Origin of the sequence: Psychromicrobium silvestre, assembly GCF_013408295.1 — a bacterium.
GTDB lineage: Bacteria > Actinomycetota > Actinomycetes > Actinomycetales > Micrococcaceae > Renibacterium > Renibacterium silvestre.
The window spans coordinates 1048241-1061027 of record NZ_JACBYQ010000001.1; the positions used below are offsets into that span (position 1 = coordinate 1048241).

General features: G+C 60.1%; 15 protein-coding genes. 5 read left to right on the forward strand and 10 right to left on the reverse strand.

Annotation, left to right across the window (positions count from 1 at the left end; translation table 11 throughout):
• Positions 1-47: 47 nt before the first annotated feature.
• A complete protein-coding gene (locus FHU41_RS04910; RefSeq protein WP_179388483.1) occupies positions 48-1073 on the reverse strand; it encodes an aquaporin in 1026 nt (341 codons plus the stop codon).
• A 109-nt stretch (positions 1074-1182) separates the two neighbouring features.
• On the opposite strand from FHU41_RS04910, the gene FHU41_RS04915 reads away from it, so the two are divergent.
• Complete coding sequence (locus tag FHU41_RS04915) at positions 1183-2244, forward strand: ADP-ribosylglycohydrolase family protein (RefSeq protein ID WP_179388484.1); 1062 nt, start codon at positions 1183-1185, stop codon at positions 2242-2244.
• Here the strand turns inward: FHU41_RS04915 and FHU41_RS04920 are convergent.
• From FHU41_RS04920 to FHU41_RS04930, 3 genes are all read right to left on the reverse strand, one after another.
• On the reverse strand, positions 2219-2725 hold the full coding sequence (locus FHU41_RS04920; RefSeq protein WP_343046283.1) for a DUF4395 domain-containing protein: 507 nt from the start codon (positions 2723-2725) through the stop codon (positions 2219-2221). The two genes, FHU41_RS04915 and FHU41_RS04920, sit on opposite strands and share 26 nt — an antisense overlap.
• A 170-nt stretch (positions 2726-2895) precedes the next feature.
• Positions 2896-3309 (reverse strand): MmcQ/YjbR family DNA-binding protein, encoded by a 414-nt coding sequence (locus FHU41_RS04925; RefSeq protein WP_218846943.1) that lies wholly within the window; start codon positions 3307-3309, stop codon positions 2896-2898.
• 2 nt (positions 3310-3311) lie between these two features.
• The gene (locus FHU41_RS04930; protein WP_179388486.1) at positions 3312-4313 is read right to left on the reverse strand and encodes an exonuclease domain-containing protein; all 1002 of its coding nucleotides are present in this window, start codon (positions 4311-4313) and stop codon (positions 3312-3314) included.
• A 63-nt stretch (positions 4314-4376) separates the two neighbouring features.
• Between FHU41_RS04930 and FHU41_RS04935 the strand changes: the two genes are divergently transcribed.
• Positions 4377-4958 (forward strand): HAD family hydrolase, encoded by a 582-nt coding sequence (locus FHU41_RS04935; RefSeq protein WP_343046245.1) that lies wholly within the window; start codon positions 4377-4379, stop codon positions 4956-4958.
• Between the two features lie 46 nt (positions 4959-5004).
• On the opposite strand, the gene FHU41_RS04940 is transcribed toward FHU41_RS04935, so the two are convergent.
• Genes FHU41_RS04940 through FHU41_RS04950 form a run of 3 tightly spaced genes read right to left on the reverse strand, consistent with a single transcriptional unit; the run spans position 5005 to position 7042 of the window.
• On the reverse strand, positions 5005-5694 hold the full coding sequence (locus FHU41_RS04940; protein WP_179388487.1) for a hypothetical protein: 690 nt from the start codon (positions 5692-5694) through the stop codon (positions 5005-5007).
• The gene (locus FHU41_RS04945) at positions 5691-6644 is read right to left on the reverse strand and encodes an ABC transporter ATP-binding protein (RefSeq protein ID WP_179388488.1); all 954 of its coding nucleotides are present in this window, start codon (positions 6642-6644) and stop codon (positions 5691-5693) included. Before FHU41_RS04945 ends, FHU41_RS04940 begins: the two co-directional genes overlap by 4 nt.
• A complete protein-coding gene (locus FHU41_RS04950) occupies positions 6644-7042 on the reverse strand; it encodes a GntR family transcriptional regulator (RefSeq protein WP_179388489.1) in 399 nt (132 codons plus the stop codon). The genes FHU41_RS04945 and FHU41_RS04950 overlap by 1 nt, the downstream gene beginning before the upstream one ends.
• Before the next feature lie 149 nt (positions 7043-7191).
• Between FHU41_RS04950 and FHU41_RS04955 the strand changes: the two genes are divergently transcribed.
• Entirely contained in the window at positions 7192-7608 is a 417-nt protein-coding gene (locus FHU41_RS04955; protein WP_179388490.1) for an NUDIX domain-containing protein, read from the forward strand.
• Here the strand turns inward: FHU41_RS04955 and FHU41_RS04960 are convergent.
• On the reverse strand, positions 7550-8359 hold the full coding sequence (locus tag FHU41_RS04960) for a hypothetical protein (RefSeq protein WP_179388491.1): 810 nt from the start codon (positions 8357-8359) through the stop codon (positions 7550-7552). The genes FHU41_RS04955 and FHU41_RS04960 overlap by 59 nt on opposite strands.
• 107 nt (positions 8360-8466) lie before the next feature.
• Here FHU41_RS04960 and FHU41_RS04965 point away from each other — a divergent pair, with 107 nt between their 5' ends.
• Both FHU41_RS04965 and FHU41_RS04970 read left to right on the forward strand, forming a co-directional pair.
• Positions 8467-10344, forward strand: a complete 1878-nt coding sequence (locus FHU41_RS04965) for a Na+/H+ antiporter (RefSeq protein WP_179388492.1) — start codon at positions 8467-8469, stop codon at positions 10342-10344.
• A 60-nt stretch (positions 10345-10404) separates the two neighbouring features.
• Positions 10405-11136 (forward strand): VTT domain-containing protein, encoded by a 732-nt coding sequence (locus tag FHU41_RS04970; protein WP_179388493.1) that lies wholly within the window; start codon positions 10405-10407, stop codon positions 11134-11136.
• Between the two features lie 105 nt (positions 11137-11241).
• Here the strand turns inward: FHU41_RS04970 and rdgB are convergent, their stop codons facing one another.
• Positions 11242-11871 (reverse strand): RdgB/HAM1 family non-canonical purine NTP pyrophosphatase, encoded by a 630-nt coding sequence (gene rdgB, locus FHU41_RS04975; protein ID WP_179388494.1) that lies wholly within the window; start codon positions 11869-11871, stop codon positions 11242-11244.
• Positions 11872-11873: 2 nt separating this feature from the next.
• A complete protein-coding gene (gene rph / locus FHU41_RS04980) occupies positions 11874-12626 on the reverse strand; it encodes a ribonuclease PH (RefSeq protein WP_179388495.1) in 753 nt (250 codons plus the stop codon).
• Positions 12627-12787 lie beyond the last annotated feature (161 nt).

Genomic DNA, 12787 nt, shown 5'->3' on the forward strand with positions numbered 1-12787 from the left:
CACCAGCCCTTAGTGGTCAAGGGTCTCTAAGAGTTCCCAGCCTGCTTCTAGTTCTCCTTAGAGGCTTCAGATTCCTCAGATTTCGGCTTTGCGGCACCGTCGAAGAAATCGCGGGCCTCCGCTTCCGGATCTACCCCCTGAGCGTCCAAACTCTGGGTGCTGGCCTCAGCGGCAACAGCCTCGCTTGCGGGGCTGTTAGCCTGCTCGACGGCGGTCGCCACCGGAGAAGTCGCCACCGAAGAAGTCTCGGCGTCTTCGGCATCTTGAAGCGCGGCCAAGGCAGCAGCCTTGGGGGAATCGCCGTTGGGCACAATGAACCCGCGGTAGATCAATCCGGCCAACGCGGCGCCCGCCAAAGGAGCTACCCAGAAGATCCAGAGCTGACCGATCGCCTCGCTCTGACCGAAGAACACCACTGCGGTGGAGCGAGCCGGGTTGAGGCTACCGCCAGTGAAAGGAGCCACCACGGTGAGCAGCACAGCCAGGCTCAGGCCGATCGCGAAAGGTCCGGCAGCTTTGTTGCGCAGCCGACCAACGGCCAGGATCACCGAAACGAACACAGCGGTAGCAATGATCTCGATCAAGGCTGCGCCGATCAGTGGCAGCTTCACGGGTGAATTATCGTCAAAGCCATTGGCTAGTGAGGTGAAGACTTGGGCCAGCCCGCCACCTGTGCTGCTGCTCTTGAAGGCAGGCAGCGTGTTCAACACAACGTAGAGGATCAGGGCAGCCAGGAAGGCGCCGATCACCTGAGCGATCACGTAATAGAGTGCGTGCAACCACTTGATCCCACCCGCGATAGCGGCACCCAGGGTGACCGCAGGGTTGAAGTGCCCGCCGGAAACCGGCCCGAAGGCAATCGCGGCCACCACCAGTGCCAGGCCAAAGGCCAGCGCAGCAGAAATGGGGGTACCCACCTGAAGAGCGCCCCAGACCGCAGCACCCAACCCTGCGAAGACCAGGATGAAAGTGCCGATCACTTCAGCCCCCAATCGTGCCCAGATTGCGGGCTGCTTGGGTTCTTCGGTATCGATTTCGGGCTCCACGGTTTCTTCGTTTGTGATGGTACTCACCTGGGACATCATCTTCCTTCGTCTCGTCTGTTTATCCGGACATTACTGTACCCGGTCAATCCTGACGGCAGGCTGTGAAGCCTTCGGGGGTAACAGATAGATTGTGGATATGAACTTCTCCTCTCGGGTCCGGGGCTGCCTTATGGCGGGCGCGCTGGGCGACTCTTTTGGCTCCGCCGTGGAACCCGGAATTGGGCACTCCTTCGGCCCAGATTTTGGGGCTATCGGCCTGCTCGATCTGTCCCAGCTGCCGCAGCCGGTGCACTTCTCCGAAAAAACTCAGCTGAGCCTTTTCACTGTGGATGCCCTGGTGGAAGCCATTGACTGGGCCAACCAGGGCGTGGCCGCCGACCACATTGCCTGCCTCTGGCTGTCCTATCTGCGCTGGCTACGCAGCCAGGGCGAAGCGATCCCGGAGGGCGCGCCGCAGCCTCCGGGGCGTTGGATCGACAGGCAGCAGGTGCTCAGCCATCGCCGTAAACCGGATCGGAGCTGCTTGAGTTCGTTGCTGAGCGGCGAAATGGGGACCCTGGCAAAGCCGGTCAGCCCCGAGGCCAACGGTTGCGGGAGCCTGACCCGTTCGGCACCCTTTGGGTTGATTCCTTATCTGGAGGCTGGCACGGTGGCGAAGATGAGCATGGAAGGGGCGGCTCTTACCCATGGGCACCCGACGGCGATCCAAGCCTCCGCAGCCTTCAGCTGGCTTATTCATCAATTGGCTGTGCAGGAGCTTGGCTTGATCGAAGCAGCCGAATCGATGCAGAGTTATTTGACCGACCTTAGAGCGGATCCGGAGTTGCTGACGCGGCTAGAACAGGCGGTACAGGAACCGGGCGAGCAATTTCGCGATGAACGCGATGAAGCCGCCTCCAACCGAGGCGAATCGGCAGCGGATATTTTGGCGCTAGCACTTTCCTCGGTTTTGAGCACAGCCTCTACCAGTCCCAGCCCAAAGGCTCACTATCTTGCCGCTATCCGGACGGCAAGCAGGCTACAGGGGAAATCAGCCTCGCTGGTCGGGAATATCCTCGGGGCACATTATGGCGAAAGCTGTCTGCCCGAATCCTGGCTGCAAATGTCCGAGGCCCCTGAGCTGATTTACGCGATGGCGGAGAGCTTGCTGACGGTCACCGGGGATAGGGTTGCTAGGCCTGACTCGTCCGTCGGCTGACATTGTTGCAAGCCTCACAAATCGAATCAGGGATGATGCCGAAGCGCTGTAGGAATCCGAAGATCGTACAGCCCAGGCAGAAGCCGAGAAAAGATTCGAGGGCTGCCGCAATAATGAGAAGCAGCAAGAGCCCCCAAGCCACTGTGGGGTTTCCGGAGAAGTAGAACGCCACGGCGGCCAGCGAGAGCACCGCGCCGATGCCCTGGGCGAAACGCTTGGGCGGTCCCGGAACCAATTTGGGGGCACCCAGCCGCGGCGCTAGTAGCTTGACCGAGAGCAGCGCAAAGGGCGAAATTCTCGGCCCGAAAAGCACTCGAAGTACGAAGCCGGCGGCAATAACCACCAGGCCCCAACCCCAACCGGTGAGAAGGGTGAGCAAGGCCAGGATCACCACCAGGCCTGCCGTGAATCTCGCCGCATACTCGTTGACCGGATTAGGAAAGGCGAAAAATCGCTTGAGTGGTCCCGGTTGGAGCACGATTTGCTGTGCCGCCGGTAACCGGACAGCAAGAAAATCGCTGCTGTTCTCCGCTACCGAGTTCACCGAAACTACCGGTACCGAATCTATTGGTCGTTCACCGAGCTGGGACATGGATCAAGCGTAGATTCGCCGGATCGCCGCAGAGAAGCAATGTGTCGAACTAAGTCTGTTCAGTGATCATCGGCTGGACCGCCCTCGGCATCCAAACGGGCTAATAGGGAGCGTGAGGCAATCCGCCGATAGGAGGTGTCCAGGAGCTCGGCCACCTCCTGCCAGTCCACCTCCGCTGCTTCGAAGTCCAGCCCGATCCAACCTGCGGAAGCCAGATAAGAGGGTAGGTAACAGCGATCATCCTGCAGGAGCGCTTCGCGTTCGGAGTCATCCGGCAGCACCAAAACGGAAAAGGGACGCGGGTGACCGGTCCGGCCAAAGCCGAAATAGGCGAAAACCTTACCCTTCTCCCCGGCCCGGAAGGTTGGCCTGCCGAAGGCTTCCTTCTCGATAGCGGCTGGAAAGCCCAGCGCTAGGCGACGCAACTCGGCCAAGCCCAGGTCGCCGTCGTCGTACATCCTGGGATGAGCCATGCTCAGCCAATCATCTGCATGAACTCGCCCTCGGAGAGGACCTCAATCTGCTGGCCCTTGCCGTGCAGTTCCAAAACCCGGCGGGCCTTGGTGGTGACCCGGCCCGCGCTGGTATCGCCACGGCGCAGATCCGCGGCAATGAATCCATCCCCCACCACCAGCACCGTGGTCTTCGCGGTCACACTACTGGCCGGTCGAGCACCAACCTCGGCGGCTCGGACTTTGGCGGTGCTACGCGGGATCTGCAGATTGCCGGTGAACACCACCGTCTGGCCGTAGAGCGGATGGTTGCGATCTGCGCTGATATTCGGTTCCGGATTGGCTCCCTCCTCCGGCCAGCCGAGCCAGCTTGAATTCTGAACCAGTGGTGCAGTGCGAGCGGAATCAAGTCGAGCGGAATCCAATTGAGAATCCAACTGGGCCAGGTCCGGCTGGAAGGCCTCCATGACCGGCAGCGAGAGTGACATGGCCTGATAGAGCTGTTCGATGCTTTCCGCGCCATGTATCCCGGCGATATCGATCATGATTCCGGCACAAGCGCGTGCATCCTCGATGGCGTCGTGATGGTGGATCAGTGGAACTCCGGCAGCCTCGGCCACAAAGGGTAGCGAGTAGGAGGGCAGGGAGTAGCTACGGCGAGCCAGAATCACGGTGCAGGCATAGGCAAAAGCTGGTCCAGGCCTGGCACTGGCTTGCAGCGCCGCCTTAATCACCCCGGTATCGAAAGCCGCATTATGGGCCACCAATACGTCCGCGCCCAGAAAATCCGTGATCTCACCGAAGACCTCGCCAAAGCGCGGCTGGCTGGCCACCTGCTGCGGAGTCACCCCGTGGATCTCGATGTTTCGAGGGTCAAAGTGATCATGCCCGGCAGGCGGGCGCATCAGCCAAAAAGCCTCCTCGACAATTCGGCCGCCACGTACCCTACTCAGCCCCACCGCGCAGGGAGAACCCCGAAAACCGTTGGCCGTTTCGAAATCGATAGCGGTGAAATCCAGACTCACTCCTCAAGGTTAGCCCCGCCGGATCGTCTTCGTTGTCGCGGCGTGCCGGATAAGCTGAGAAGCGTGAATTGGTATCTCTTTGACTATGGCATGGTGATTTCCGAGGCTCCAACGGAGGCTGACTGGGCTGCGCTGGAGGAAGCCAGCGGCCAGCCCATGGACGAATCCGGCCCCTATTGGCAGCACCGGGTAGGGTACGACGGCGGTCAGCTAAGTACCCTTCAATACTGGACTGCCGTACTGGGCCAGGAAGTCTCCGAGGGGCGGCTAGCTCAGTTACACGCGCTTGATCTCCGAGCCTGGTCCCATCTAAATCCGGAGACCTTGGACGTTTTAGAGGCGATCGATTCAACCGGCGCACGGTTGGCACTGCTATCCAATATGCCTGCCGAGCTGGCCGACAGCCTGGGTGAGTCGCAGAACTGGCCGAAATACTTCAGCAAGGTCTTTTACAGCGGTCATCTGGAACTGGTGAAGCCCGACCCCAAGATTTATCAGCATGTGCTGGCCGAGCTCGGAGTGCCCGCGAGCCACATCACTTTCATCGATGATCGTGCCGAGAACATCGAGGCTGCGGCCGCGCTGGGCTTTGCCACCGTGCTGCATGTTCCCGGCATCGACCTAGCCACCGAGCTTGGCCTCTAAACAGAGCCTCTAAGTCAAGCCTCTAAACAGCTCTGACGGCGTGCCGCTAGGGCGTGGCCTTCCGCAGCGTCACATAGGAGCCGGCGGCCAGCACCACGCAGAGCGCCAACAAGAGGCCTGCAATGCTGAGATTGCTCTGTTCACCGAACCAGCCAAGGAGATTCGGCCACCAGCCCTGCCAAGTGAGCAGAGCAGCCAAGCCCACCAGGATCAATGTCAATGCGGTGCCCGCCACGAGCATGCCATTGACCTGCCAGCGCTTATAGAGAGTAGCGGCCCAGAAACCCACCAGATAAAGGAAGAACATGGTGGAGAAGAAGAACAATACGGTGGCATACCAGGCTCCATCGGAGACCCAAGCCAGGTGGAACATGTGCCCATTCATCCCCCAGCCTCCGGTGGCGTCCTCCAAAAGTCCCATCAGCCAATAGAGCACGGCCATCACCAGTGCTACCGTACCGAAGAGCAACATCGAGCCCAGATAAAAGGCCCGGCGGCTAATGCTCAGCCCCTGCGAAAAGGGGAAGGTCAAGGTCAGAGCCTGAATGCCAAGCCCCAAGAAATACCAAATCACGGCCTGGCCCGCCCCGGAAAACTTGAACGCTACCGTGTTGGGGATCATCGCAAAGATCGCCAGGCTCAGCAGGAAGGAACCACAGAGAATAACCGCTGGAATGCCTAGGAAAGTCCACTTATTGGTCAGCTGCATCCGCACGACATTTACTACGCGGTTCATCGGGTTACCTCCTTGGTGAAAGCTTCTGCTGCGGTTTTTTCGCTGAAATCGTCCGCGTCAGCGTTAATGGTCTTGCGCACCACTAGCTGCTGTAGCGAGACCGGGGCAAGCTCCAGCCCCAATTCGTTCGCCTCGGTCCGCTCCGCGGTACTCAGTTGGCCGTTGATGGTGACCGAAGCCAAAGAAGCGAAGTTCTCCCGATGCAGGATCTCCTTGCCCGCAACGAAGTGCTCGATTCGAGCTGCTGCCCCCACCACGGTGACCGCGCTGCCGCGGATATTTTCGGCGTCGTCGTCGATAATGATCCTGCCCTTATCGATCACGATCACGTGTTCCAGCAGATTCGACACCTCGTCAATCAGGTGCGAGGAAAGCACAATGGTGCGCGGATGCTCGGAATAGTCCTGCACTAGCCGGTCGTAGAAGAGCTGGCGGGCCACCGCGTCGAGACCCAGGTAGGGCTCGTCGAAGAAGGTCAGCTCAGCCCGCGAGGCCAGTCCAATAATCACGCCCACGGCGGAGAGCTGCCCCCGGGAGAGTTTCTTAATTCGGCGGTTTAGCGGCAATTGGAAATCTTCCACCAGTCGCTCCGCGAGCTCTTGATCCCAATTCTCGAAGAAGATCTTCGCCGCGGCGAAAGCGTGCCTCGGCTTGAAGTCATCGGGGTACTTCTGTGATTCACGGATAAAGCAGATTCGGCTGAGGATCTTGTCGTTTTCATAGGGATGGCCGCCGAAAACCTCGATCTCGCCACTGGAGCTGAAGCCTTGGGCTGTCAAGATCGACATCAGAGTGGTCTTGCCCGCGCCATTGCGGCCAAGAAGTCCGTAGATCTTATTGGCTTCTAGTTCGAAACTTACCGAATCCAAAGCCTTGAAATCACGGTAGTGCTTGCTGAGATTGCGCACCTTCACCACCGGGTCCCGGTGCTCGCTGCCAATATCTCTCATTAGTTCGTCGCCCTTTCTGCCGTTTCTTGCGGCTGTTCTAGCCCAGTCCCATCCCGGGTGATCATCTCGGCTAGTTGTCGATTGTCGATGCCTAATTTGCGAGCCTCGGCGCGCAATGGTTGTACGAATTGCTGGTAGAACTCTTCTCGTCTGCGCACCATCAAACTTTCCCGCGCTCCGCTCGCCACGAACATTCCTATCCCCCGCCGTTTGTACAAGATGCCGTCGTCAACCAGCAGGTTCACGCCCTTGGCGGCTGTGGCGGGGTTGATTCGGTGGAAGGCCGCGAATTCGTTAGTAGAGGGCACTTGGCTCTCCTCGGCTAATGAGCCGTCCACGATTTCGTTCTCGATCAGTTCCGCGATCTGCAAGAAGATCGGTTTACCGTTGTCGATCATGCGTCCCCCACTCCACGGCTAACCATGTCGGTTACTTGGTTAGCCGGTTCATTACTCATGTAACTAACCTAGGGTCTGTTCGAGTTCCTGTCAACCGAATTTTCGATGCAGCATTTTCGATCTAGCCCGCAGCGGGAGAGGATGGTGCGGTGACTAGAATCGTCCAGGTCAGCGCGGTGGCCATCTTCAATCTCGACGGCGAATTACTCACGGTGCGTAAGGCCGGGACCCAACGATTCCAGCTACCGGGCGGCAAACCGGATTCCGGGGAGACACCGCTCGAAGCAGCCCTGCGCGAGGTGCAGGAGGAAGTTGGGCTGGAGCTCCCGGCGTCGTCCCTCAGCGCGCTAGGGCACTGGCAGGGTGAGGCCGCCAACGACGACGCCGACCTCGTCAGTGCGCAGGTGTATCTCGCTGCGGGTATTCACCAGGCGCTAGCCCGGGCGGAAATCGCCGAATTGCGCTGGCTGGATCTAGCGGCGGAGGAGACTCCGGATCTGGCTCCTCTCATTTCCCTTTTTCTGCTGCCGATCCTCCGGGCAATGGATCTGCCTTTGGCCCGCTAATCTCGGCTTGCACTCGCTTTTCCAGGGCCGCCAGCGCCTCATCGGGTAGCGCAATCAGCCCATCGAGTTCCTTGCGGGCCCGGCTATAGGCAAGTTGCCGTTCGGCTTGAGTTGAGGCGGCGTCCACCGCCATCGGCAGCAGCTTCCTGGCCGTTTTGAGTCGTTGTTGCTCCGGGGCACTGAAATGCTGATCCTTGATCCGTTTTGCCTCGCGCTCGGCCACGTCGAAGGAGACCTCAAAGTTACGCACCGCCTGCCGATATTCGGCCAGTCGGGCGTCGTCATCTAGCTCTTGCGGGGACTCTGGCTTCATCCCGTCTGCCAGCCGCTTGGCCCGGATGAACTCCACGGTAAGAGGTTCGCGCACATCGGACATCATCGGATAGTCGATCAGCTTGCCAACATCGAGCTCATACTCTAACCAACGAGCGTTGACCGCCCGATGGTCGGCGATCAATCGGGTGGCTTCGCGTTCGCGAGGGCTTTCAGCGGCTTGGCTCTGCTGACGCCAGGCTGGAGTTGCCGGGTAGCTGGCCGGTCCGTAGGTGTTCTGATTGTTCTGGCCCTGGTTGTTAGCCAGCCCTTCCGCGGAGCCGGAACCTCGCTCAAAACGGTCGCGGCTGCCAGAGCGCCGCCCCCTGCGATCACCGCTCAGCGCCGAGCGGAACATTCCGATCACCACCGGGGCAGCAAAAATCAGCCACCAATAGTGGCCTGCGAAATTCAAGATGTTATTGATCGCCTCATTCACAACTCATCACTCGTTCATCCTGTCACTGTCCACAGAGCGGCTCAATGACTTTCGTCATCGGGCCGCGACAAGCTGTTCGATTAGGCCGCGCCTGACAGAATGATCGAATGGAATTCATCCTGAGCGTGCTGATTATTGTCTTGGTGGTGTGCGCGGTCAGCGCCCTGGGTAAGAGAATCAACCTTTCAGCGCCTTTGCTGCTTGTCCTAGTCGGCGCCCTCGGCTCGTATATCCCCGGTGTTCGCGTCGAGTTGAACCCGGAAGTCATTCTGATCGCGATCCTGCCTCCGCTGCTCTTCGCGGCGGCCTTCCGCACCTCGCTGGTTGATTTCCGTAGCAATATTCGTTCCATTGGCTTACTCTCGGTGGGCTATGTCATCTTCACGGCGATCGGCGTCGGACTGGTGGCTTATTGGGTCTTCCCCGGCATCTCCTTGGCTGCTGCCATCGCCCTGGGCGCCGTGGTGGCGCCGCCGGACGCGGTGGCAGCGACCGCCGTCGCCCGCCGGATTGGGATGCCCCGCCGAGTGGTCAGCATCCTAGAGGGCGAATCCCTGGTCAACGACGCCACCGCGCTGGTCACCCTGCGCGCTGCTATCGCCACCCTAGCGGGCGGAATCTCGGTTTGGCAGATTGGCGCACAGTTCCTCTGGGCAGCCGGTGGCGGCGTGGTGATCGGCCTGATTGTGGCCATTATTCTCACCCAGATTCGCAAGCGAGTGCGCAATGTAGCGATCAATACCTCAATGTCCCTGGCCGCACCTTTTATTGCCTATATTCCGGCCGAGGAACTCCATCTCTTCGGTATCTCCGCCTCGGGAGTACTCGCCGTCGTGGTCTGTGGACTGCTCATGGGCTACAAGAGCCCGGCGATGCCCGGCGGTGCCTCCCGGACCAGCCAACGCAGTAACTGGACCACGGTGCAGTTCGTGCTGGAAAACTCGGTCTTTCTGATCATTGGCCTACAAGCCAAGGACATCATCCAGCAAGTCCAAGAGGATCCACTTGGACTTGCCGCGATCTGGTGGGGTTGCCTGGCGATACTGGTTGCGGTCCTGGTGCTACGACCCATCTGGGTTTTCCCGGCCACTTACCTGCCCCGGCTAATCCCCTCCGTGCGGCGCGCCGATCCCGCCCCCTCATGGACCTCCCCGGCGATCATTTCCTGGGCGGGCATGCGCGGCGTGGTCACCCTGGCCGCCGCCCTGACCCTGCCGGAGGAGCTGGAACATCGATCGGTGCTTATTCTGGCTGCCCTGGTCGTAGTGGCAGGGACCCTGGCACTACAAGGCTTCAGCTTGCCAGCGCTGGTCCGAATGTTAGGCGTGCGCGGCCCGGATAAACGCGAGGATCTGCTTTCCGAGGCGGCGGTCATGCAAAGAGCGACGACGGCGGGAATCACCAGACTGCGCGAAATCAGCACCGACGACGACCCACCGGAAGTGCTCGCGATGCTCAAGCGACGTACCCAAGAACGCGGCCTGGCCGCCTGGGAGCGATTGGGTCGGTCGGAAGCGGAGAGCCAAACCCCTTCCCAGCGCTATGCACAGTTGCGGCAAGAGATGCTGGGCGCGGAACGTGAGGAAGTGCTTAGTCTTCGCAGCAGCGGTGAATACGCACACGAGGTTCTGGCCGAGGTGCTCGATCGCCTGGACGTCGAAGAATCCATGCTTGAGAGCGCAATGGAGGATCCGGAATTTGATGACCCCACCGAGATGGCAGTCAGCGAGGGCGGCTGCGAACATCTGCAAGCCGCTCACGACCTGCCGACGCCGGAGAACCCCTACTGCCAAGACTGTGTTGAAGAAGGCACCACGGCTGTGCACTTGCGGATGTGCCTAAGCTGCGGAAAGGTGGCTTGCTGTGATTCCTCGGTGGGCAGGCATGCAGACCGGCACTACCGAGAAAGTGGGCACCCGGTAATGCGTAGTGTGGAGCAAGGTGAGAGCTGGCGCTGGTGCTATCCGGATGAACTCCTCGGCTAGCTGCTCGACGGCGGTGGGTTGCTGAGCGTCCAGCACAGCGAATTACCGTACCCTTGAGGGGTGACTCTCTCAGCAATCGGCCTGCACTCGGCCTTCTTACGCGGCCCGGCCCCTACAGGCCTGCTTCCGGACTGGCTCAATCCGATCAATATCCTAGACAATCCCGCCTTGGGGTTCTGGGTGATTGTGATCGCTTGCGGAATCATCTTTGCCGAGACCGGATTGCTGCTCGGTTTCTTCCTGCCCGGCGATTCCCTGCTCTTTACCGCAGGCTTACTCACCGCCGCAGGCAAGCTGCCGATCAATCTCTGGGTGCTCACCCTACTTCTTGTGGTCTGTGCGATTGCCGGTAACCAAGTCGGTTATATGATCGGTGCGAAGGCTGGACCGGCCATTTTCAAGCGCCCAGATTCACGCTTCTTCAAGCAGGAGAACATCGTCAAGGCGCACGATTTCTTCGAAAAACACGGTGGCAAGGCGCTCATTCTGGCTCGCTTCGTGCCGATTGTGCGCACCTTCGTCCCGGTCATCGTCGGCGTAGCCCAGATGAACAGGCGGCATTTCACGATCTTCAACGTAATCGGCGGCGTACTCTGGGCTGGCGGCGTAACCCTGTTGGGCGGATGGCTCGGTAATTCGGTGCCGTGGGTCCGGGACAACCTGGATCTGATCTTCATCCTGATCGTCGTGCTTTCGGTGGTCCCGATCGCTATCGAGCTGATCCGCAGCCGCCGTGGCCGCAAAGACGGGGATGTTGCGACTTCCGACCCCTCCGAAGAGCCGCTGAGCTAAGCCTCCAAAGCTGCCGCACGCCGTCGTCCATCCTTCTCTTCCGCCGAGTGTGGAGATCTGCACCTTATGAAGCACTCATACGGTGCAGATCTCCACACTCGATGTTTATGAAAGGGCTCTAACGACGGCGGGGAGCAGCTTCCGGAAGGCTTGTCCCCGATGCGAGATCGCGTTCTTTTCTTCCGGTGCGAGTTCGGCGCAGGATCGATCTAAGCCTTCCGGTTGCAGGATCGGATCGTAGCCGAAGCCACCGTCGCCCCGCGGAGCGCTCAACAGGGTGCCGCGCAATTCGCCGAGTTCCACCACTTCGGTCTCGGGAGCCACCAGGGCAGCCGCACAGATAAAACCTGCGGCTCGGTGCTCCGGGCCGATATCGCCCAATTGCGCCAGCAGAAGGTCCAGATTGGCTGCGTCATCCCCGTGCCTGCCGGACCAGCGTGCAGAGAAGATGCCAGGAGCCCCGCCCAGCACATCCACCGCCAAGCCAGAATCATCCGCAATGGCTGGTAACCCGGTCGCTGCACTCACCGCATGGGCTTTTAACAGGGCATTCTCCGCGAAGGTCACCCCGGTTTCCGCCACATCTGGGGCACCCGCGGCAGCCGCGTCGATCACCTGAGTGTCGACGTCGAGCCCCGGAATCTGGCCACGAAGCAATTCCCTAAGTTCGCGCAGTTTGCCTTGGTTATGAGTGGCCAGGATCAGTTTTGGCCCAGTCATGATCAGCTCGGTCATGATCAGCCCAGGGTGTCCCGCTGAATCTGAGCCAGCTGTGAGGTGCCAAGTAGGGCCAGATCCAGCAGCGCGTTGAGCTCGTCACGGTCGAAAGGTGCACCTTCCGCGGTGCCCTGTACTTCAACGAATTTTCCGCTTCCGGTGACCACCACATTCATATCTGTCTCCGCCCGGACATCCTCAACGTAGGCCAGATCCAACATGGGAGCACCATCGATGATCCCCACCGAGACCGCTGCCACGGTATCCAGCAGGGGCTGCGCCGAGGCGGAGATCAGCTTGTTCTCGCGTGCGAAGCGGATTGATTCGGCGAGCGCCACATAGGCTCCCGTGATCGCTGCGGTCCGGGTGCCGCCGTCGGCCTGCAAAACATCGCAATCCAGCACGATGGTGTTCTCTCCCAGGGCCTTAGTGTCGATAATGGAGCGCAGTGAGCGTCCGATCAGCCGAGAAATCTCATGGGTGCGTCCGCCAATTTTGCCCTTGACCGATTCCCGGTCGGAGCGAGTGTTAGTGGCTCGCGGCAACATGGCATATTCCGCGGTAACCCAGCCTCGACCTTCGCCACGCAGCCAGCGCGGCACGCCTGCGGTGAGCGAGGCGGTGCAGAGCACCCGGGTGCTGCCGAACTCGATCAAAGCCGAGCCCTCGGCTTGGCTGGACCAGCCGCGGGTGATGGAAATATCTCGGAGTTGATCGACGGTGCGGCCATCGGCCCGGGTTCCGGCCGTGGCGGCCTCAGCATTCAGTGACATGCCTCCAGCCTATCGAACCCCACCACCCAAAACCCCCTCCACCCAACCCATCTATCCCATCTCAACTCCCAGCTATCCCACTGGGTGTTACCAGAGTGAAGAATGTGACCGAAAATCGTGTTCAGCAGCATCATCTGCCACATCCAGTGGGACAGATGGGT